This window comes from Roseovarius sp. THAF9 (assembly GCF_009363715.1).
Lineage (GTDB): Bacteria > Pseudomonadota > Alphaproteobacteria > Rhodobacterales > Rhodobacteraceae > Roseovarius.
Genome location: NZ_CP045404.1, coordinates 904658 through 925379 on the forward strand (window position 1 = coordinate 904658; position 20722 = coordinate 925379).

The 20722-nt window shown below is 64.4% G+C and carries 21 protein-coding genes; 5 read left to right on the forward strand and 16 right to left on the reverse strand.

Going from position 1 to position 20722, the window contains the following annotated elements; all coding sequences use genetic code 11:
- Positions 1 to 24: 24 nt before the first annotated feature.
- The 10 genes from FIU86_RS04480 to FIU86_RS04525 all read right to left on the reverse strand — a co-directional run bounded on the left by FIU86_RS04480 (position 25) and on the right by FIU86_RS04525 (position 8927).
- A complete protein-coding gene (locus FIU86_RS04480; RefSeq protein ID WP_152473968.1) occupies positions 25 to 1941 on the reverse strand; it encodes a methyl-accepting chemotaxis protein in 1917 nt (638 codons plus the stop codon).
- A gap of 25 nt (positions 1942 to 1966) precedes the next feature.
- Complete coding sequence (locus FIU86_RS04485) at positions 1967 to 2536, reverse strand: PDC sensor domain-containing protein (protein WP_152473969.1); 570 nt, start codon at positions 2534 to 2536, stop codon at positions 1967 to 1969.
- 81 nt (positions 2537 to 2617) lie between these two features.
- On the reverse strand, positions 2618 to 3847 hold the full coding sequence (locus FIU86_RS04490; protein ID WP_152473970.1) for a PAS domain-containing protein: 1230 nt from the start codon (positions 3845 to 3847) through the stop codon (positions 2618 to 2620).
- 47 nt (positions 3848 to 3894) lie between these two features.
- A complete protein-coding gene (locus FIU86_RS04495; protein ID WP_152473971.1) occupies positions 3895 to 4245 on the reverse strand; it encodes a hypothetical protein in 351 nt (116 codons plus the stop codon).
- Between the two features lie 34 nt (positions 4246 to 4279).
- Positions 4280 to 4666 carry a response regulator gene (locus FIU86_RS04500; RefSeq protein ID WP_152473972.1) on the reverse strand — a complete coding sequence of 129 codons (387 nt, stop codon included), beginning with the start codon at positions 4664 to 4666 and terminating at the stop codon, positions 4280 to 4282.
- A complete protein-coding gene (locus FIU86_RS04505; RefSeq protein ID WP_152473973.1) occupies positions 4663 to 5598 on the reverse strand; it encodes a protein-glutamate O-methyltransferase CheR in 936 nt (311 codons plus the stop codon). The genes FIU86_RS04500 and FIU86_RS04505 overlap by 4 nt, the downstream gene beginning before the upstream one ends.
- Entirely contained in the window at positions 5595 to 6065 is a 471-nt protein-coding gene (locus FIU86_RS04510) for a chemotaxis protein CheW (protein WP_152473974.1), read from the reverse strand. Before FIU86_RS04510 ends, FIU86_RS04505 begins: the two co-directional genes overlap by 4 nt.
- Positions 6058 to 8250, reverse strand: a complete 2193-nt coding sequence (locus tag FIU86_RS04515; RefSeq protein WP_152473975.1) for a chemotaxis protein CheA — start codon at positions 8248 to 8250, stop codon at positions 6058 to 6060. Before FIU86_RS04515 ends, FIU86_RS04510 begins: the two co-directional genes overlap by 8 nt.
- A gap of 15 nt (positions 8251 to 8265) precedes the next feature.
- The gene (locus FIU86_RS04520; protein ID WP_152473976.1) at positions 8266 to 8628 is read right to left on the reverse strand and encodes a response regulator; all 363 of its coding nucleotides are present in this window, start codon (positions 8626 to 8628) and stop codon (positions 8266 to 8268) included.
- On the reverse strand, positions 8625 to 8927 hold the full coding sequence (locus FIU86_RS04525; protein WP_172977428.1) for an STAS domain-containing protein: 303 nt from the start codon (positions 8925 to 8927) through the stop codon (positions 8625 to 8627). The genes FIU86_RS04520 and FIU86_RS04525 overlap by 4 nt, the downstream gene beginning before the upstream one ends.
- Before the next feature lie 257 nt (positions 8928 to 9184).
- Here FIU86_RS04525 and FIU86_RS04530 point away from each other — a divergent pair, with 257 nt between their 5' ends.
- From FIU86_RS04530 to FIU86_RS04545, 4 genes are read left to right on the forward strand one after another with little or no spacing between them, the layout of a single operon-like run.
- A complete protein-coding gene (locus FIU86_RS04530) occupies positions 9185 to 10105 on the forward strand; it encodes a branched-chain amino acid ABC transporter permease (RefSeq protein ID WP_152473978.1) in 921 nt (306 codons plus the stop codon).
- Positions 10102 to 11097 carry a branched-chain amino acid ABC transporter permease gene (locus FIU86_RS04535; protein WP_152473979.1) on the forward strand — a complete coding sequence of 332 codons (996 nt, stop codon included), beginning with the start codon at positions 10102 to 10104 and terminating at the stop codon, positions 11095 to 11097. The genes FIU86_RS04530 and FIU86_RS04535 overlap by 4 nt, the downstream gene beginning before the upstream one ends.
- Positions 11090 to 11839, forward strand: coding sequence for an ABC transporter ATP-binding protein (locus FIU86_RS04540; RefSeq protein ID WP_152473980.1), 750 nt, complete (start codon positions 11090 to 11092; stop codon positions 11837 to 11839). Before FIU86_RS04535 ends, FIU86_RS04540 begins: the two co-directional genes overlap by 8 nt.
- Positions 11836 to 12522: an ABC transporter ATP-binding protein gene (locus tag FIU86_RS04545; protein WP_152473981.1), complete on the forward strand. Its 687-nt coding sequence runs from the start codon at positions 11836 to 11838 to the stop codon at positions 12520 to 12522. Before FIU86_RS04540 ends, FIU86_RS04545 begins: the two co-directional genes overlap by 4 nt.
- A 114-nt stretch (positions 12523 to 12636) precedes the next feature.
- Here FIU86_RS04545 and FIU86_RS04550 read toward each other — a convergent pair whose 3' ends face one another.
- From FIU86_RS04550 to FIU86_RS04570, 5 genes are read right to left on the reverse strand one after another with little or no spacing between them, the layout of a single operon-like run.
- On the reverse strand, positions 12637 to 14136 hold the full coding sequence (locus tag FIU86_RS04550; protein WP_152473982.1) for an AMP-binding protein: 1500 nt from the start codon (positions 14134 to 14136) through the stop codon (positions 12637 to 12639).
- A complete protein-coding gene (locus FIU86_RS04555) occupies positions 14133 to 15536 on the reverse strand; it encodes an aldehyde dehydrogenase family protein (protein WP_152473983.1) in 1404 nt (467 codons plus the stop codon). Before FIU86_RS04555 ends, FIU86_RS04550 begins: the two co-directional genes overlap by 4 nt.
- Positions 15537 to 15596: 60 nt before the next feature.
- The gene (locus FIU86_RS04560; RefSeq protein WP_152473984.1) at positions 15597 to 16559 is read right to left on the reverse strand and encodes a tripartite tricarboxylate transporter substrate binding protein; all 963 of its coding nucleotides are present in this window, start codon (positions 16557 to 16559) and stop codon (positions 15597 to 15599) included.
- Positions 16560 to 16603: 44 nt separating this feature from the next.
- Positions 16604 to 17068, reverse strand: a complete 465-nt coding sequence (locus tag FIU86_RS04565; protein ID WP_152473985.1) for a tripartite tricarboxylate transporter TctB family protein — start codon at positions 17066 to 17068, stop codon at positions 16604 to 16606.
- The gene (locus tag FIU86_RS04570; protein WP_152473986.1) at positions 17065 to 18594 is read right to left on the reverse strand and encodes a tripartite tricarboxylate transporter permease; all 1530 of its coding nucleotides are present in this window, start codon (positions 18592 to 18594) and stop codon (positions 17065 to 17067) included. Before FIU86_RS04570 ends, FIU86_RS04565 begins: the two co-directional genes overlap by 4 nt.
- A 139-nt stretch (positions 18595 to 18733) precedes the next feature.
- Between FIU86_RS04570 and FIU86_RS04575 the strand changes: the two genes are divergently transcribed.
- The gene (locus FIU86_RS04575; protein WP_302848766.1) at positions 18734 to 19726 is read left to right on the forward strand and encodes a substrate-binding domain-containing protein; all 993 of its coding nucleotides are present in this window, start codon (positions 18734 to 18736) and stop codon (positions 19724 to 19726) included.
- On the opposite strand, the gene FIU86_RS04580 is transcribed toward FIU86_RS04575, so the two are convergent.
- Positions 19727 to 20722, reverse strand: a complete 996-nt coding sequence (locus tag FIU86_RS04580) for an NAD(P)H-quinone oxidoreductase (RefSeq protein ID WP_152473988.1) — start codon at positions 20720 to 20722, stop codon at positions 19727 to 19729.

A 20722-nucleotide genomic window follows, 5' to 3' on the forward strand; every position in this document is an offset into this window, starting at 1 on the left:
CCCCGCGTGACGGTGGAAGATCGATCAGAAGTCATGCCAGTCTTCCTGGCCGTTCACCGCCACGGAACTGGGCGCGATTGTGCTGACCGCGATGTCCGGCTTTTCCGGTGCGGCGTCTTGCGTTTCCGCCCTGGCGATTTCGTCTTCCCAGCCGGTTCTGACCGGTGCCGCGGCGAGCGAGCGTGCGGTGTCAGAGCCTGTTTCACGCAGTTCGTCGAGGTTGAACTGGCGCAGGATCTCGGACATGCGCTGTGCCTCGTGGCTGAGGCTGCGGCTGGCGGCCGAGGATTCCTCGATCACGGCCGCGTTCTGTTGGGTCACCTTGTCGAGTTCGGTCACGCTGTCCTTGATTTCGGCTAGATTGGTCGCCTGTTCGCTGGAGCCGGTGGCGATGCGCGACACCAAGTCTGAGACATGATTGACGCCGTCAATGATATCGCTGAGCGCCGTACCTGCTTGGTTGGCAAGCTCGCTGCCCTCGGTGACGTGCTCGCTGGAGCGCGTGATGAGTTCCTTGATCTCGTTTGCGGAATCCGAGGCTCGCTGCGCCAGGGCGCGTACTTCGGAGGCGACCACTGCAAAGCCGCGGCCGGAATCGCCCGCACGCGCGGCCTCGACGCCGGCATTCAGGGCGAGAAGATTGGTCTGGAACGCGATGTCGTCGATCACGCCGATGATCGCGGTGATCTGCTGCGAGGATTCCTCGATGTCGCGCATTGCCTTGACCGTGCGATCGACAACCGCGCCGCCGGTCGCGGCACGCTTCTTGTTGTCTGCAATCCGTTCGTTGGCGTCCAACGCCAGGGTAGCTGTCATCTGAACGCTGGTGTTCAGCTCTTCGATGGCGGCAGCTGATTCCTCGAGGGTCGCAGCCTGGGCCTCAGAGCGTTTCGACTGATCCTCGGCCACCTCGGAGATTTCCTTCGAGCTGGTGCGCACGCTGTCGGCGGTGGAGACGATTGTGGACAGCATGTCGCGCAGGCTCGAGACGACGTCGTTGAAGTTTTCGCAGATTTCGAGGTGGTCCGAATCGAGGCCCTCGAAATCGGCGGTCTCGATCTTGCAATCTGTCTGACCGGAAGAAAGCCGCGACATGTGTTCGCCCAACTTGTGCAGTAGTTTTTGCCGCAGCGCGGTATGCTCCTGCCGCTTGCGGGCCTCGGTTTCATCCCGGAGGAGAGTATCGCGGAACCCTTCCAAGCCTTGCGCCATCGTGCCGATCTCGTCGCCGCGGTGTACGCCGGGAATCCCGATGGTGTAATCGTGGCTGGAAACGGACTGCATGGCCCGGCTGAGTGCCTTGATCGGCCCGGTCACGAGATGCGAGACCGCAAAAACGATCATGATAAGCCCGCCGATGGCCACCAAGGCGCTGATACCCAGAACGGTGAGTATCTGCTTCTGCTGAGCGGCCAGGAAGACGCCGTTGTCCCAGGCAAAGCCGGCGACCCCTAAGAGTGTCACACCGTCCTTGGCCATAACCGGAACGGCGATTATGCCGAGATCCCCGCTTTTTTCCTGCGCCGGAGTCTTGGTTTCCATAACCCGGTTGAGCGTCTGCGACAGAAGCTTCGGCGGGGTGTCGCGCGCGTTGTGGGTGGCCAGTTGCTCGCCCGACGCGTGCCGAATGTCTATCGCGATAAGCGAGACATCTGTTTCGGTGGCCGACGAGTAAATTTCAGCCAGGCGCGCGCCGTCCTTGAACTGCATCGGTCCGCGCATCTGCTTGGACAGCATTTCGGCCAGAAACGCCTGGTCCGCCGCCTGTTTTTCAAGCGTCATGGAGCTGAGATTCTTGCTGAGCAAGGCAAAGCAAACCCCGAATGTAAGAAGGAAGCCCAAGGCGACGGCGACGGCGATTTTCGAGTGGATGCTCAGCGCCGAAAGGGGGGCAGTGACCCGGCCGAAACCGGTGTCCGAGGGTGCTGCGGTCGTGGTCATCACGGGCTCCCGTTTGGTAAAAGGTTCAGTTTGCGGAGGCGAGCATCTCGATATTGACGCCGACGGTAATCACGCCGACGAAGCTGCCGTCATCCATGATTGGAACGCTGACTTGGCTTTGGTAGGCTTGGCTGGATTCGTCGAATTCGACTTCGCCGATATGGATGCCGGACGTCTCGTGCGGCACCTGCCACTTGTCCTCGTCGCCTTGCCAGTAGTCGGACGTGACGCTGCTTTGGCCGACATTGAGGCCGCGGATATCTGTGACGAAGATCTCGGTGTAACGCCCCGCGCCCTGCATGTGGATCTCTTTGAGGTGCTTTGAAAGGTCGTTCGACAGCACCGAATCGATCAGGTCTCCGCCCGCGACGGTCTGTTGACGCCAAGTGGCGTCGAGCGCGATGATCTCGTGCTCGGTCAGGTCGGCGGTCGAGGCGTTCTGGGACCGAATGGCGCCCAAGACGACGGGATCGGTAACCCAAGCGGAGATTGTGCTGTTGGCCAAGTCGGTCAACGCTCCATCATAGTCGTTGGCGGCCTGGGCGCCGGCGACGGAAAATACCGTCGCGGCAAGTGTGGTGAGCGTGTGTTTCATGGATGCCTCCGGTGGTTGGATACAGTCAAGGTCAGCTGCATCATCGGCGATAAGATTTAAGAACCCCTGAACCGCCCCGGCTCAGAGCGATTTCGAGGTGGAGTCGATCTGGAATGCAGTGGCTGACAGGGTTGCCAGGTGCCGGTCGGTCTGGTGGTGCGCCTCCTCCAGGCGGCGAATGATGCCGACAAGGCCGCTATCGACATCGCTCATCCGGCCACTTTCGACCCGGCAGAGAAGCTTGACGAGGTCGAGGCCGTTGATCCGACGGCGCAGCTGACGGCAGACATCTGGGACGAGCTTGCCCATGTTTGCGACCTCGGACACCGCGATACGGCTGATTTCGGAGAGCGCCTCGGACTGGGCGTGCAGGATCTCGCGTCCTCCCAGGTTGCGTTCGGCTGCATCGTACTTGGCCGCGGATTGCCGTGCGGTCAGATCCATCAGGGTAGCGATCTGCGTCGCGCTTTTCGCCCGTCCGAGCGCGTTGCGCATACGCACCAGCAAGCCGGTCTCGTCGCAGCGCAGCCGCTCGATCATCTGGTACATGTCCGCCGACATCGTTTCATAGTTCTTGGAAATGGTGCCGATCGCGACACCGGCCCCTTCAAGCCGGCCGGACAGGATACGCAGATTGATCGGCTCCCCGCGGACCTTTTGGAATATGCCGATGATCTCCTGAACGAGGGTATCCGACTTGTCCATCAACTCGGTCAGGCGGACGATCTTGCCGAAGTCGGACTCGCTGCCGGTGTCGATATCTTCGCGGATCCCGAACTCGGCATCGAGCGCGGCGTAGGTAAAGGCGTCGAAATCGGGGTATCCGTGTTCTGCAAGGCGCGCGAGCATCCACTCCGCGCTTTTGTCCGGAGGCAGGCCGCGGGCCTCCTCAGTCACCATGGCGGCGTAGATGTCGCGGGTCAGTTCGAAGAATTCCGAGCGCGGCTTGATCCGAACTGAGAGATAGCCATCGCGCGTCGGCGTAACTGTTGCGAACACCCAGTAAAAGCCGCCATCGGCGGTGGAGTTCTTGACGTAGGTACAGACAGGAAGCTTGGCATGGAGCCGGTCCCACATCAGGTGAAAGAGGCCGCGGGGCATGTCGGGGTGGCGCACGACCTTGTGCGGGGCACCATTGATATACTCCTTCGACATGCGTGCGATGTCGCAGAATTCCTGATTGGCATAGTGGATGACGCCGCGGGCGTCGGTCGCGGAGGCCAACAGGTGCTCGGGCGGAAAGTCGACCTCGGCTCCGGTGGGCGCGGGATGGTCGGTTGCAGGGTCAGAGGCCGTTGCCGTGTGTTGCATCGCGAAAGGTCCTTAAAGAGGCGGCCGCTTCGGGCGTCGTGGAGGTTTCAGAACAGGATCGGCTTACCGTCACCGCACCCCAGATCGGGTTTCACGGGATCATTCAGTAACCGGTGCCGGAAATAGTCGAGGCGAACCTGGGTGAGCAGTAGGGTGATATCGAGCCGTGCCTCGGCTTCGACCGAGGTCGACACGGTTTTCAATACCCGCGAGATGTCGCGCAGGTGCTGCCAGAGTGCATCGACCCGCTGAAGGTCGTGCAGGTTGGCCGTCGCATTTTCAGGCAATTGCGCGACAAGTTCGGGAATCAGGTTATCCAGACTTTGCGCGATGCCCGCGAGGTCGTCGGTTTCCTCGGCGAGAATGTGCAGTAGGCGTGAAATGGGACGAGGCGACACGAAATGCTCCTGCTGGTTGACTGGTGCGGGGGGCTCAGAGACGGCCAACGACCTTCTCGATGCACGCCTTGAGTTGCGCGGTCTGGAAAGGTTTCTTGAGGTAATTGTTCATGCCCAGGCGGGTGCCGCGTTCGATGATTTCCTTGTCGGCTCGTCCGGTCACAAGGATGAAGCCGGTGCGGGCGATCGCACGATGCGAGCGGATCGCCTCGAGCAGTTGCAGCCCGTCCATGCGCGGCATGTTGAAGTCCGAGATCACTAGGTGCACGGGCTTGGCGGCGAGGCTGCTCCAGGCGGTGTGGCCGTCGGCCTCGGTGCGGTAATTCTTGATCCCCAACTCGTCGAGCGCCTGGGTCAAAAGCCCGCGGCTGGTGGACATGTCGTCGACGACGAGGATATGCAGTTTGTCTCTCAGGCTCATCCGAGGCCTCCGTTGCTGTCTGGGCGCTGGGCCTCAGCCGTGTTCAGATCCGCACCGCGGCGCTGGGTTCGAGGCGGGGCGTCGGGCGGAAGGCAGAAGGCGCCACGTTCCTGCTGGGTGAAGCGCATGGCGATGGATTCGGGTAGAAGCTCCGAGTGGCCAATATAGAGTGCGCCGCCCGGCAGGATCCGGTCTGCGAGCCGCTGCCACAGCCGCGCTTGCGTGTCCTCGTCGAAATAGATCGTGACATTCCGGCACATGATGACGTCGAAACCACCCTTGAAGGGCCACTCGCCATTGAGGTTCAGGCAGCGGAACGTGATCAGGTCACGTGCGCCCTGCGCCACACGCGCCATGCCGTTGGCGCCGGCCCCCCGCTCGAGATGGCGGTCGGCGAACCCGTCAGGAAGGTCACCGAGGCTCGCGGCGGGGTAGATGCCGGCGCGGGCGATGGAAAGGGCCGACTTGTCGATGTCGGTCGCCAGAATTCGCAGATTGAGTTGGGCGGCTTCGGGGCAGGCATCTAGCATGCGGAAGGCCAGGTCATAAGCTTCTTCACCGGTGGAGCAGGCGGCGGACCACAGCCGTATGCGCCCGCCCGCGCGGGCGGCGGCGGCAAGCCCGGGCAGGATATGGTCGGCAAGGTGTATAAAGTGGTGATCCTCGCGGTTGAACCGGGTCATATTGGTGGTTAGCGCGGAAATGAACGCGTCCTGCTCGGCGGCGTTGCCGGGCTGTTGCAGCCAGGTGCAGTAGACGTCGACCGAATCGATCTCCAGCGCCTTAAGTCGCTTGGCCAGGCGCCCTGACACCATCGCCCGCTTGTTGCTGCCGATATGGATGCCGGTCATGCGCTTGAGCAGGTCGGCGACGGTGGCGAATTCGTCGGGACTGATCAGAGGTGGTGCCACGGCCTGAGGGTGGTCTTTCATGCGCTCAACGGGGCCTCTCTTGGCAGAACCTCGCGGACATCGATTGCCCGGACGAGCTTGTCATCGAGTGAATGGACTCCGCGGATGAACGCCTGGGTTCGGGAGGAGGAAACATCGGGGGTCGCCTGCATCTCGGCTTCGTCCACGGTGATGATGTCGGACACGGCATCGACCAGGAAACCGATGATCTTGTGGTCGATCTGGGCGATGATGATGACGTGGCGCTTTCCCGGTTCGGTCTTGCCGAAGCCCAGCCGGAGCGACAGATCGACAACCGGAAGGACGGTGCCGCGCAGGTTCATCATCCCGACGACGAAGTCGGGCGCGTGTGGCAGGGTGGTGGTGCTTGTCCAGCCTCGGATTTCGAGAACATGCGATATTTCGATGCTGAAATCCTGGTCTTCGACGGTAAAGCAAACGATCTCGACCCGGTTGGCGGTTCTGGATCCGGTCTGGGTGTCATGCATGATGGAAGTCTCCTGTGGCGTCTGGCCAGGCGCGGTCGACCCATCCCCCCTGGCCGGGAGGGACGATCATCTGGTCGGTGTCGACGATGAGCGCGATCTTCCCGTCACCGAGAATGGTCGCAGCGGCGATGCCCGGGATTTTCTGATAGTTTTGTTCGAGGCCCTTGATCACGACTTCGCGCTGTTCGGCGATGCCGTCGACGGCGAGGGCGTAGCGATGACCGGAGTCGCCCTCGATCAGTAGCAGGGACTGGTTGCCGAGGCTGACAGGCGTGGAGCGGAAGCCGAGGGCGGTGCCGAGATCCCTGATCGGGACCATCTCGCCGTTGAGCGCTAGTACGCTGTCACCATCGCAAAGCGTGTGCACCTTGGCCTGGCCGGGTTGCAGCATCTCGCGCAGGGGCAGAGTGGGGACGATCAGCGACTGGTCTGCGATCTTGACGACCATGCCTTCAAGCACCGCCAAGGTCAGCGGCAGGGACACAGTGACCGAGGTGCCGCGACCGGGCATCGATTGTAGGCTGACGCGGCCGCCTAGGGACTGGATCTCGTTGCGGACGACATCCATCCCGACTCCGCGGCCTGAGAGGTTTGAGATTTCGCCGGCGGTTGAAAAGCCGGGGCGGAAAAGCAGGTTGTCGATGTCGCTGTCGCCGAGATCGTCCTCGGGTCTGATGAGCCCTTTCTCGATGGCGATCTGACGCACCTTTTCACGGTTGATGCCCGCCCCGTCGTCCTTGATGAGGATAACCACGCGGCCCGAGCGGTGGCTTGCCTCCAGCGTGACCGTGCCGCGTTCGTCCTTGCCGGCAGCGCGCCGCGCCTCGGGCGTTTCCAGCCCGTGGTCGATGGCGTTGCGGATCATGTGTGTCAAGGGTTCAACGAGGCGTTCCGTGACGGTCTTGTCCACTTCGGTCGCGTCACCCACGGTGACCAGACGGGCGGATTTTCCGGCCTCCCGGGCTGTTTCGCGGACAATCCGCGACATACGCTGAAAAAGGCTACGCACGGGTTGCGCGCGGATCGCCATGACGCTTTCCTGGATCGCACCGGAGAGCGTCTTGAGCTGGCTCATGGCCTCATCCACGCCGCTGTTGGCGGAGCTGGGCATTTCGTCCATCGACTGGCGCAACATCGCCTCGGCAATGACAAGCTCGCCCACGAGATTGATCAGCCGGTCGACCCTGTCCAGGTCGACGCGGATCGTGCTGGTGCGGGAACTGGCGGGTCGGGACGCGGCCGGGGGGCCGCTATTGGCCGGCGCCACCGCTTCGGATTGGTTCGGCGCCGGAGCGTCGTCGGCCGGTTGCGCCACCGCAGCTGCCGTGACCGTGTCTTTGGCCATGGCATCAGGCCGCAGCTGGATATCGGACGGCGCGGGCAGCGGCGGCAGGCCGCCGGGGCCGGTCTCGGCTGCGGAAATCTCGAGTTCGCACAGTCCCTCGACGAATTCGAAGACTTCGCGAATGGCGGCCTCGTCGACGGAGTCGTCGGCGGTGAAGGTCAGCGTCCAGCTGAGCGCGGGCTCGGACCAGGGACCGTCGCGAAGGGGCGTGAGCGCGGAGAGGTCGGCCTCGACCTCGAGCTTGCCGAGGGTTTCGAGGCTGCGGAACAGGATCGCGGGATCGTGGCCGTTGGCAAAGAGCTGTTGCGAGGCCTTGAACCGGATTGTTACCGGCGCATCAGACTCGGGGGCCGCCATGTCGTCGAGCGAGGGCAGGTCGCCATCGATCGCGAGAAAAGTCGGTTGAAAATCGGCTTCGTCGACCTCTTCAACGGTCTCTTGCTCGTCGCCGGAGGTGCCGTTGGCGGCGTTGCTGATATGTTTGAGGTCGCTGAGGATTGATGCGCCCTGTTCGGACGGCAGTTCGGTGCCCTGACTGGCGGCCTCGACGAGGTCGGCGAGGTGATCGCTGGCGGTCAGCAGCAGGTTGACGACATTGTCGCCCACCACCAGCCGTTGGCTGCGGATGTCGTCGAGCACGTTCTCGAACGCGTGGGCGAAGGAGACGAGTTGATCCAGGCCGAAGGCCCCGGCGCCACCTTTCATCGAATGGACGGCGCGGAACATGCTGTTGACGGTTTCTTCGTCGCCCGCGCCCGCCTCGAGGTCGTTCAGGCCGGAGGAGAGCTGTTCGAGCAGGTCGTCACATTCCTGAAAGAACATCTGGTTGAGGTCGTTCATGTGTTTATCCCTTCCTCAGACCACGAGACGCTGGATGATCTGAACAAGCTTCTCCTCGTCGAACGGCTTGACAATCCAGCCGGTGGCGCCGGCGTCGCGCGCGCGCTGCTTGAGCGCGTCGCCGCTTTCGGTGGTCAGCACCAGGATCGGCACGGTCGAGACCCGATCGCCCTTGCGCACCCCGTCGATGAATCCGAACCCGTCGAGCCGCGGCATGTTGATGTCGGTGATGATCAGGTCGGGATCGGCAGTTTCGAGGCGCTCGAGCCCGTCAACACCATCTTCGGCGAGTTCAACCTCGAACCCGGCGCCGGTCAGGGCCTGTTGCAACATGCTGCGCATCGTGCGCGAATCGTCGACAGCCAGAATGCGTGTCATGCGGGATCCTCTTGAACCAGGGCATTTCGAGGGATGCCGAGCAGCGCCAGCCCCTTGAGAAAATCGGGCGACGGGTCGATCAGGTCGAACGCGGTGCCGTCGGCCTGCCATTCCTGCCGGGCGCGCAGCAGAATCTCGGCCGCAAGGGCGCCGAGAAAGCCGACTTTGCCGGCGTGAAGGCGAAGTCGCGCGCCGCGGCGGTCATCGAGGCTGGCCGCCAAGGTTTCACAGGCGGCGAAATCCATGCGCTCGGGAAGGTCGAGCGGCGCGTCATCTGCTGGAGTGTCTGGTTCTGTCATGCGGGGCCCTTCACACTGCATATGCGTTACTGGCCGGATGCTAGGACGACCGGCTTAAAATGGGGTTAAGCGGCAAGCGATTGTTTTCGCGAGAAAACCCTGACCGCCCGTCCTGCAAAAGGAAGAGCAGCGCGAGTCGGGCCGTACCGCATCGGAGAAACAGAGCGCGCGTGCTGCGGGGGCTTGGCCTTGGACGCCGGGCGTGGTTTAACCCCGCGCCATCGGGCAGCGGATAGCGGCAGGGGACAGCGGCGCGGATGTCGAGCATTCTGATCATCGAACAGGTTCTGAACGGGCTTCAGTTCGGGGTGATGCTGTTTCTGATGGCCGCGGGCCTGACGCTGATTTTCGGGGTCATGGGGCTGATCAACCTCGCGCACGGGTCGCTCTACATGGTGGGCGCCTTTGCGGCGGCGGCGGTGGCGGCGGCGACGGGAAGCTTCCTGCTGGCGCTGGGCGCGGCGCTGGCCGTGGCGGCGGCGGTCGGCGCGGTCGTGGAAGTGGCGGTGATCCGGAGATTATACGCAACCGATCACCTGGACCAGGTGCTGGCCACTTTCGCGCTGATCCTGATCTTCTCTGAGGGCACGCGGTACCTCTTTGGCTCTTTCCCGCTGTACCTGGACATTCCTGACGCGCTGTCGGGGCCGGTGACGCTGCCTGGGGGGATACAGTATCCGCTGTACCGGCTGGCGCTGATCGGTGTGGGGCTGGCCGTGGCGGTAGGTCTGTGGCTGTTGATCGAACGCACGCGGGTCGGCATCCGTATCCGGGCCGGGGAGAACGATCGGGAGATGATCGCGGCGTTGGGCGTGGATATTTCGAAGCTGTACACGCTTGTTTTTGCGCTGGGTGCGGCGTTGGCGGGGCTGGCGGGCGCGCTGGTGGGCGCGATCCAGTCGGTGCAGGTTGGCATGGGCGAACCGGTGCTGATCCTGGCTTTCGTGGTGATCGTGATCGGGGGGATCGGGTCGATCCGGGGGGCCTTCGTGGGCGCGATCCTGGTGGGGCTGACGGACACGCTGGGCGGCATCTTCCTGCCCGAGCTCTTCAAGCTGTTCATGGAGCCGGCGGCGGGCACGCAGGTTGGGGCATCGCTGGCGTCGATGGCGATCTACATCCTGATGAGCGCGGTGCTGGTCTGGCGGCCCACGGGCCTGTTCGGAGCGCGGGCATGATCGGGGGAAAGCGCCGGGAATTCTGGGTCAACTTTGCGGTTCTGGCCGGGCTGGTTGCGGTGCCGCTTTGGGCGCTCGTGGCGGACGAGCCGTTCACGATCACGCTGGCGACGCGCGTGGCGATTTTGGCGCTGGCCGCGGTGGGGCTGAACATCGCGCTGGGACTGGGCGGGCTGGTGAGCTTGGGCCACGCGGTGTTCTTTGGCATCGGCGGATATGCGATGGGCATCCTGGCGCATCATGCGCAGACCTATACCGCGGTAACCGAGTGGCCGATGTTGATCGAAGGCACCAAGAACATGCCGGTCATATGGCTCGTGGCCGTCGTGGCCTCGGCGCTGGCGGCGCTGGTGATCGGGGTTCTGAGCCTGCGCACGAGCGGGGTCTATTTCATCATGATTACGTTGGCCTTTGGCCAGATGTTTTTCTACTTCGCGATCTCGTGGAGCGCCTATGGCGGCGAGGACGGCCTGTCGATCTATGTGCGCAACGGCTTTCCGGGGCTGAACACGCTGGTGCCGATCCAGTTCTTCGGCCTGTGTTTCGCGATCCTCTGTGCGGTGCTGTGGCTGAACGCGCGGCTGATGCGGTCGCCTTTCGGGCTGGCGTTGAACGCGGCACGGCAGGTGCCGGTGCGAGTGGAGACGGTGGGGCTGAACCCGATGCGTCTGAAGCTGGTGGCGTTCGTGATTTCCGGCGCGATCACGGGGCTGGCGGGAGCGCTTTTTGCCGATCTCAACCGGTTTGTCAGCCCGACGATGTTCAGCTGGCAGTTCTCGGGTGAGATCATCATCCTTGTCATTCTGGGCGGGGTTGGGCGGTTGTTCGGGCCGGTGGTCGGCGCCGCGGTCTTTGTGGTGTTGGAGCATTGGTTGGGCGGATTGACGGAGTTCTGGTTGATCTGGCTGGGGGTGATCCTGCTCTTGATCGTGTTGTTTGCGCGGGGCGGCATCGTGGGGCTCTTGGCGGGCAGGGCGGTGGCGCATGACTGAGCCGGTGCTGGAGACGCGGGGGATCACGAAGCGGTTCGGTGCGCTGACCGCGAGCGAGGACGTGTCGCTGGAGCTGAAGGCGGGGGAGATCCACGCCATCATTGGGCCGAATGGCGCAGGAAAGTCGACTTTGATCCAGCAGGTTTGCGGGCTTTTGCGCCCGGATGCGGGCGAGGTCTGGCTAGGCGGGACCGACGTGACCCGAACGGGAGCGGCGGCGCGGGCGCGGGCCGGGCTGGGCCGGACGTTCCAGGTGTCGCAGTTGGCGATGGAAGACACGGTGCTGCAGAACGTGGTGCTGGGCGCGCTGGGGGCCGTGGGGCGGCCCTGGCGGTTTTTCGGGGCGGCGTTGCGACAGGCCGATTTGCGCGACAGGGCCGAGGCGGCGCTGGCGCAGGTGGGATTGGAGGACGTGGCGGCGACGCGGTGTGCGGACCTGTCGCACGGGCAGCGGCGGCAGTTGGAAGTGGCGGTGGCGCTGAGCCTTGGCCCGCGGGCCTTCGTGATGGACGAGCCGATGGCGGGGCTGGGCGCGGAAGGCTCGAAACGGATGACGGGGTTCCTGAGTGAATTGCGCGGCACGGCGCCGATCCTGCTGGTGGAGCATGACATGGACGCGGTCTTTGCCCTGGCGGACCGGATCAGCGTGCTGGTCTACGGGCGGATCATCGCGACGGGAACAGTGGCCGAGATCCGGGCGGACCGGGCGGTGCGCGACGCCTATCTGGGGGAAGAGGCATGAGCCTGTTGCGGGTCGAGGGGCTGGAGGCAAGCTATGGCGCAAGCCAGGCGCTGTTCGGCGTGGACTTGGAGGTGGGCGCGGGCGAGGCCGTGGCACTGATGGGACGCAACGGGATGGGCAAGACCACCACCGTGCGGGCGATCTGCCGGATGATCCCCAGCCGGGGTGTCTTGCACTTCGACGGGCAGGATTTGCACAATCTGCCGAGCCACCGGGCCGCGCGGCTGGGCATCGGCCTTGTGCCCGAGGGGCGGCGGTGTTTCCGGGACCTGACGGTTGCGGAGAACCTGTTGGCCGCGGCGCGGCCCGGCCCGTGGGACCAGGCAAAGGTGGCGGATTTGTTTCCGCGGCTGGAAGAGCGTGCGGGGCAGGTGGCGGCGTCACTGTCGGGCGGTGAGCAGCAGATGCTGGCGATTGGCCGGGCGCTGATGACCAACCCCAGCCTGATGATCCTCGACGAGGCCACCGAGGGGCTTGCACCGCTTGTACGGGCCGAAATCTGGGCGGCGTTGGGGCAATTGCGGGATGCCACCGAGATGGCGCTTCTGGTGATCGATAAATCGGTGCGGGAACTGGCGCAGGTGGCGGACCGCGCGGTGCTGCTGGAGCGGGGCGAGACGGTCTGGAGCGGCAAAATGGGGGATCTGACGCCGGACGTGTCGGAGCGGTACGTGGGGGTGTGAGCCCGCGCAACCCCGGCCTTTAGGAAGCCCGCCTAGCCTCCAAGCCGGGGCCGTTTGATTTGAGCCTGGAGGTCCCGGGTCGGGCCGGGGACGGGTGTGCGCCGAGGCGCGCTGTCAGCGGGCGGCCGGTTCCAGGATATCGGCGAGTTTCAGGCGCTGGATCTTGCCCGAGGGGCCTTTGGGTAGTTCGTCGAGGAAGTGGATCTCATCGGGGGATTTGAACGTGCCGAGACGGTTGCGGCAGATCTCGATAAGGTCGGCGCCGTTTAGGGTGGAGCCGTCGCGAACGCGCACCGCCGCCTCGACGGTTTCGCCGTAGGTGGTGCAGGGCCGAGCGAAGGCGGCGGCCTCTATCACGTCGGGATGGGTGTAGAGCGCCTCGTCGACCTCGCGCGGGGCGATGTTCTCGCCGCCCTTGATGATCAGCTCTTTCAGGCGGCCGGTGACGAAGACGTAGCCCTGGGCGTCCATGCGGGCGAGGTCGCCGGAGCGCAGCCAGCCGTCGCGGAACGTGTCGCGTGTGGCATCCGGGTTCTTGAGATAGCCCTGCATCACATTGGGGCCGCGCACGGTGATCTCGCCCTCCGTATCGGCGGGGACGAGGGCGCCGGTGCTGTCCTGTATCTGGACCTCGCAGCCATAGGCCATGCCCGACGAGCCGATCTTGCGGGTGGCGGGCGGTAGCGGGTTCGATAGGATCTGGGCGGCGGTTTCGGTTAGGCCCATTGTTTCGATGATGGGTACGGAAAAGCGGGTCTCGAACGCCGATTGGGTCTCGACCGCCAGCGCCGAAGAGGCGGAGCGGCCGAAGCGCAGGCGGGTGCGGACCTCGAGGCTGGGTTCATCGGTGCCGTGCAGGAGGTGCGAGATGATGGTGGGCACGGCGGAGAACCAGGTGACTTCGGCCTCTGCCGCTTGGCCCCAGAAACGGGAGGCGGAGAATTTCGACGTGACGGCGAGCGAGCCGCCGGAGACGAGGCTGCCCATGACGGTCACGCAGAGGCCGTTGATATGGTAGACCGGCAGAATACAGAAGCCGCGGTCCGCTTGGGAAAGGTCGTGGGCGATGGCGGTGGTCCAGCCTCCGGCCAGAAGGCTGGCATGGGTGTGCAGCACGCCCTTGGGACGGCCCGTGGTGCCGGAGGTATACATCAGGAGGGCGTGGTCGTCTGGGGTGACGGGGTGCAGGTCTGCCTTGGCCTGTTCTGACAAGGGCACGGTGGCGATGCCGGTAGCGTTGGCGGCGGTGAATTGATCGGCGCAGGCGTCGTGGACGAAGGCGAAGCGAGCCTCGGAATGGTCGAGCGCGTAGGCGATGGCATCGCGGCCCGCTGCGAGGTTGATCATGGTGGCGCGGAAGCCGCCGGCAAGGGCGCCGTAAAGGGCAACGAGCCCGTCGCGGCTGTTAGGGGCCACGATGGCGACGCTTTCGCCGCGCGCGGCGCCCCGTGCGGTCAATGCCCGCGCGAAGCTGTGAGCCGCGTCCTGAAGGGTGGGCCAGCCGAGACTCGTGCCGTCCTCGGGGAAGACGATAGCGGTACCGCCCAGATCCGCGCGGGCGGCGAGCCAGTCGCGGATAGTGCCTTCGGGGGGTGTATCGCGGCTGAGCTTCATTGGCCCGCTGCCTTCCAGTAGTCGGCGAAGATATCTTTGAGCGCGGGCTCATTGGTGGGGATTTCGCGGACGATCTTGGTGGATTGCAGGAAATGCTTCCAATGGACGTTCTCGTCGATGGAGTTGCCGCCCCAGCTGCCGCAGCCCATGGAGAGCGAGAAGGGCATGCCGTTGGTGAAGGCGCCGCCGGTAGCGAAGGTATGCGCCTGGTTTACGATGATGCGGCTGGTGGGGATGGCGCGGGCCAGGGTCATGGGACGGGTGTCGTCGGTGCTGTGCAGACCGACGGAATGGCCCGCGCCCTGAAACAGCTGGATGTCGCGGGCAACGCGGATGGCGTCTTCGAAATCCGTGGCCGCGTAAAGCGCGAGCACGCGGCTGAGCTTCTCGCCGGAAAGGGGATGATCCGGGCCGATGCCGGTGGTGGGCACGGCGATATATTCGGTGCCCTTGGGGACCTTGCCCGAAAGCCCCAGCGCGTCGATCATCTTGTCGGCGTCCTGGGCGATGACGGAACGGTTGAGATGGCCGTCTGGCCAGAGTGCGGCGACAACGGCGGCCTCGTCCTCGACCACGGCGCCGCCGGCGCGGGCCATGGCCTTGACGAAGTCCTCACGCACTGCATCAACGACCACGACCGAATTTTCGGACGAGCAGGAGGTGGCATTGTCGAACGTCTTGGAGGCGCGGATCTTCTCTGCGGCGTCGTCGAGATCGGCGGTCTCATCCACGATGACGGTGACGTTGCCTGCGCCAACGGCGACGGCGGGCGTGCCTGAGGTCTGGGCGCGGTGGACGTTGTTCTGGCTGCCAGTGGCGACGACCATATCGCAGGTTTCCATCAGGCGCTGAGTCTTGTCCTTTGAACCTGGCGCGGGGACCATGCTGACAAGGTCGGGATCCTCGCCGATCTTTTCGAACTCGGCGTGGATGAATTTGATCAGTTTCTCGCAGCTGGGCACGCCCTTGGGCGAGGGAGCGACGACGATGGCGTTGCCGCATTTCAGCGCGTTGATGATGTTGTTGGCGGGCGTGGCGGCGGGGTTGGTCGAGGGCACGATCGCGGCAACAACACCCTTGGGGCGGGCGATTTCGGTGATGCCGGTGGCGGTGTCCTCGCGGATGACGCCGAAGGTGGTGACGCCCTTGATGTCGCGCATGAGGCCCAGCGTCTTGCGATGGTTCTTGGTTATCTTGTCGGGCACGTTCCCGAGGCCCGTGGTTCCCACGGCCAGTTCGGCCAATTCCCGGTTCCGGCCCGGTTCCATGATCGCCCATGCGACGGCCAGTGCGGCGCGGTCGTAGCGCTGTTGGCTGCCTTCGGCCTCGTACCGGCCTTGGGCGGCGCGGGCACGGGCGATGATGGCGTCCAGGTCTGCGATGGGGTCAGGGGCATTCATGGTGTGAAACCTTTCTGATGAGGGGCGCGCGGGTCGTGCGCGCCCCGTTGGCGTTCGACTTTAAAGACCAGCGAGGAGTTCCTTGAGTGTTTCCTCGCGGGCGGCCCACATCTCGATCACCTCGTCGCGGGACATGACGTGCATGGGCGAGCCGCCCGCTTCCATCTTGCCTTTGACGCGGCTGTTCTCGAACATGGTGGGGACGATCTCGGCCAGCTTGTCGATGATCGGTTGGGGCGTGCCCTTGGGGACCATCACGCCGCGAAAATTGACCGAGGCGTTGTCGATGTCATAGCCCTGTTCCTGCATCGTCGGCACGTCGGGCAGAAAGTCGCTACGCTCGTTGTCGAAGACGCCGAGGATCTTGACGTTACCGGCCTCTTCGGCGCGGAACGCGTCGGACAGGTTGTTGACCCCGCCCAGCACGTCACCGGCGATTACGGCCTTCATGGCGCCCGCACCACCCGCGTTGTTGGGGATGTAGGCCAGTTTGACGCCAGCGGCCTTTTCAAGCTGAAGCGCCGCAATGTGGTGGCCGACGTAAAGACCGGCGCCGGAAAAGGTGAGGCCGCCGGGGTTTTCCTTGGCGTAGTTCACCACGTCTTCCATCGAGTTGAACTGGCTGTCCGCGCCCACGACGAAAACCGCCGGGTCGGCGCCCCAGTTGGCGATGGGCTCGAAGCTGTCGGTGCCGTATTCGACGCCGCCCTCAATGGACTGGGCGATGAAGTGGGGCACGTTGTAGGCGCCCAGGGTGTAGCCGTCGGGCTCGACCTGCGTCGCGAGCCAGTTCCAGCCGACGCGGCCTCCCGCGCCGGGCTTGTTGACGATGGCGATGGGCACGCCGAGCGCGTCCTCGTTGCCTGCCGTCATGGTGACGATGCGCGCCTGAAAGTCGGTGGCGCCGCCGGCGCCATAGCTGACCATCAGCATGACGGGGCGTTCCGGGTAGTTGTCCTGGGCGCCGGCGGTGCCCGCCAGACCCATGAGCGCAATGGATGCGGCTGCAATCAGCTTCTTCATTTCTTGGTTCCTCCCTTGGAAAGTTGTCTTTTGCTTCTTGGTTTTCAGAAAAGGATCTCTCGCGGGGTGAAGACGCCGAGCAACAGCGCGAAGAGACCGTACATCACAGCCAGGAAACCGGCCGTGATCAGCACCCGTTTGACCCATGTACGCGCCGCGTCGTGGGGGGCGGGGTCGTAGAGGGACAGCAGGATGAAAAAGGCGATGGTGGACGCGGTGTAAAAGCCCAGTGTCTGCGCCGCCCAAAAGACGTAGATCAGCATGACCACGATTCCGGGCAGTATGTTCAAGGTCGCGATGCGGCCGAGGCCGGGGCCGACCTTGGTCTTGCCCAGCAGCGCCTTGCCAAAGGTCCAGACGGCCAGCGCCACGAAGGCGACCGAGATGATGCGCGGAAACAGAAAGGCGCGGGCGGGCTCGCCGGTGAAACTGAGCCAGGCGACCCAGACGCCCACGGCGGCGACAAGCCCACTGGCGACGATGTGCTGCGTGCGGGGTAGATTGGTCATGTGACCTGCTCCTCGCGTTCGAGAGTGTCTTCCTTGCTGAGGTAGCGGCGCTGGCGCAGTTCCATCCAGACCGAGTAGGCGATGGAGGCCACGACGATGCCGATCAGCGTAAGGTTCAGCGCGCCGGTGAAGAAATAGCTGCCCATGCTGGACGTGGCGTTGGCGATCATGGCGCCTTGCACGAAATTGGCCTCGGCAATGGGGCCGAGGATGAGGCCCAGCACTAGCGGCGCGGCAGAGAAGCCAAAGCGTTCGAGGAAATACATGCCGGTGCCGAGCGCGGCCATGATGTAGACATCGCCCATGGAATTCTGAACCGAGTAGCTGCCGAAGACCGCGAGGGCCAGCACCACGGCGGCCATGACCGCGTTTGGCACCTGCGCCACGCGGGCCGCCAGCCCGGCCACGTAAAGCCCGAAGACGCACATCAGGATCTGGCCGATCAGCATGGAGTTGATGAAGGTCCAGGCGACATCGGGATAGTTCTCGAACAGGTCGCTGCCGGGGAAAATGCCGTGGATCAGGAGGCCGCCTAAGAGCACCGCGGCGGTGGGCGAGCCGGGGATCGAGAGCGTCAGCAATGGCACCAGAGAGGGGCCGACCATGGCGTTGTTGGCACTTTCGGCGGCGATCACGCCTTCGCTGTGGCCGGTGCCGAATTTCTTTTGCTCGGGGCTGGTCTTGCGGGCCTGATCATAGGCCACGAGCCCTGCGATCTGGCCGCCGACGCCCGGTATGAGGCCGACGAACGAGCCGGTGAGCGTGCCTATGGAAAGCGCGCGCGAGCGGCGGAAGACCTCGCGGATCGAGTCCATGATGGGGCTTTTCTCGACCTTGAGAACCTCGGCGTCGTGCTGGTGCCGGCCCTTGGCGAACATGGTGATGACCTGCGGAATGGCGAAAAGGCCGATCAGGGCGGGGATGATGTTGATGCCGCCAGACACGCTGGAATGGAAAATGAAGCGCTGGGCCCCCATCACGTCGTCGAACCCGATGGTGGCCAGCCACAGCCCGATGCAGCCGGACAGAAGCCCTTTGACCACCGAACTGGAATCGAGCGAGCCGATGACTGTGACGCCGAGGATGGCCAGCCAAAAGAGGTGCGACGGCCCGAAGGCCAGCGCCCACTCGGCGAGTACCGGCGTGAGGAAGATCAGCAGCAGCACGCCGAAGACCCCCCCGATGGCCGAGGAAATGAACGACAGTTGCAGGGCCCTTGCGCCCTGGCCGTTCTTGGCCATGGTGTGCCCGTCCAGCGTGGTGGCGATGTTGGCGGGTGCGCCTGGGATCTTGAGAAGAATGGCGCTGACCGCGCCGCCCGCGACCGTCGAGGTATATGCCGCGCCCAAGAGGATAAGGCCCTGCGTTGCATCCAGCTTGAACGTGAAGGGAATGAGCAGGGCCACGGCCATCGTCGGCGAAAGGCCCGGCGTGGCGCCCAGGATCAGTCCGCCGATGGTGCCGATCAGAAGCAGCATGAAGTTGAACTGCGTAAACACGTCGCCGAAGTAGAACAGGAACTCCAAGCCGTATCCTCCCGTTGGCTTGTCGTGATTGACCTGAAAGGGTATGTAATGAAAACAATATTGCAAATGTTTTCATTTTTCATTGCGTGAGGTCGCGCAAGTGTCTGACAATACGAAAAGAAAAGTCGATATCATTACCGTGGCGAAGGCGGCGCGCGTGTCACCCTCGACGGTGTCGCGCAGCTTCAATCACCCGGACCTGGTGAAGGCCACGACTCGGAAAAAGATCGACGCCGCCGTGCGGCGGCTGGGTTATATCCGCAACCGCGCGGCGCAGACGATTCACGGTATCCGCAGCGGCACGATCGGGCTGATCGTGCCGACGGTGGACCAGGCGATATTCGCCGAGATGATCCAGAGTTTTTCCGAGGCGGTGGAGGAGCTGGGGTTCACCATCCTGCTGGCCTCGCACGGGTTCAACCTGGACCGCGAATACAGTCTGACGCGCAAGATGCTGGAACATCGGGTGGACGGCGTGGCGCTGATCGGGATCGCGCATACGCAGGACACGCTGGATTTGCTTGCGCAACAGGAGATGCCGACTCTGCTGCTGTGGAGCTTTTCGCCCGACGCGCCGTTTCCCTGCGTCGGGTCGGACAATTACGCCGCCGGAGCGCTGATCGGACGGCATGTGGCGGGGTTGGGACACCGCCGCGTGGCGGCGATGTTCCCGCCGGTGGAGGGCAACGATAGGGCGTCACTGCGGTTTGCCGGCGTGAAGGACGCGCTGGCGGAGGTGGGTTGCCGTATTCCCGAGGCGTGGCAGCTGGTGGCGCCCTACAGCGTGGCGACGGCGAAAAGCGCTGTGGAGGCGCTGATTGCCGAGGGCGATCTGCCGACGGCGATCATCTGCGGCAACGACGTGCTGGCCTGGGGCGCGCTGCACGCGCTGAACCGCGCCGAAATCGACGTGCCGGGGCGGGTGACGGTGACGGGGATTGGGGATTTCAAGGGCTCGAGGGAGTTCGAGCCGTCGCTGAGCACGGTGCGCATCCCGGCGCGGACCATAGGGGCGCGGGCGGCAGTGGCCATCGTGCAGCTGACCACCTCGGAGGCGGCGGTGGACGTGGCGGCGCTGATCCCGCCCGAGATCATTGTGCGCGCGACGAGCAGGCCGCCGCGCGCACAATAGCTATTCAGATACCGACAGGACGAGCTTGCCGACGTGACCGCCGGCCTCGAGCTCTGCATGGGATTCGGAGGCGTTGGCAAGGGGATGGACGGAATTGATCATCGGCTTGATCGCGCCCTGTTCAAGCAGGGGCCAGACGTGCGCGAGAAGATCGGCGGCGATGAGGCCCTTTTCCTGCGGCGTTTGCGGGCGCAGAGTGCTGCCGCACAAGGTCTGGCGCTTGCGGATCATGGACTCGATGTCCACTTGCGTTTGCCCGCCGCCGAGGAATGCGATAATGACCAGCCGCCCCGCGACGGCGAGCGAGGCGAGGTTGCGGGCGAGATAGTCGGCGCAGACCATGTCGAGGATGACATCCACGCCGCGCCCGTCGGTGAGGCGGGCGATTTCCTCCTCGAACCGGGTCGTGCGGTAATTGATCGCCTCTGTCGCGCCCAGATCGCGGCAGGCCTGGCATTTCTCGTCGGTGCCGGCGGTGGCGTAGACGGTGGCGCCCATGGCGCGGGCGATCTGGATGGCGGTTGTGCCGATGCCGCTGGCGCCGCCGTGGACGAGGACGGTTTCGCCCTCGGCCAGACGTCCGATGCGAAAAAGGTTGGTCCAGACAGTGAAGTAGGTTTCGGGGATCGCCGCGGCCTCGACCGCCGATAGGCCCGAGGGCCAGGGCAGGACCTGAGGGGCGGGGGCGACGCAATATTCGGCATAACCGCCGCCCGCGACCAGCGCGACGACCTTGTCGCCCTTGGTAAAGGACAGCACATCGTCGCCACAGGACACCACTTCGCCCGCCACTTCGAGCCCGAGCGCCTCGGTCACGCCGGGGGGCGGTGGATAGCCGCCTTGGCGCTGCAGCAGGTCGGGACGGTTGACGCCGGCGGCGGCGACGCGGATCAGCACTTCGCCCGGGCCGGGTTGCGGAACTGGAATGTAGCGGGCTTGCAAAACTTCTGGGCCGCCGGGACGTGTGGCGAAGACGGCTTGCATGGTCTGGGGCAT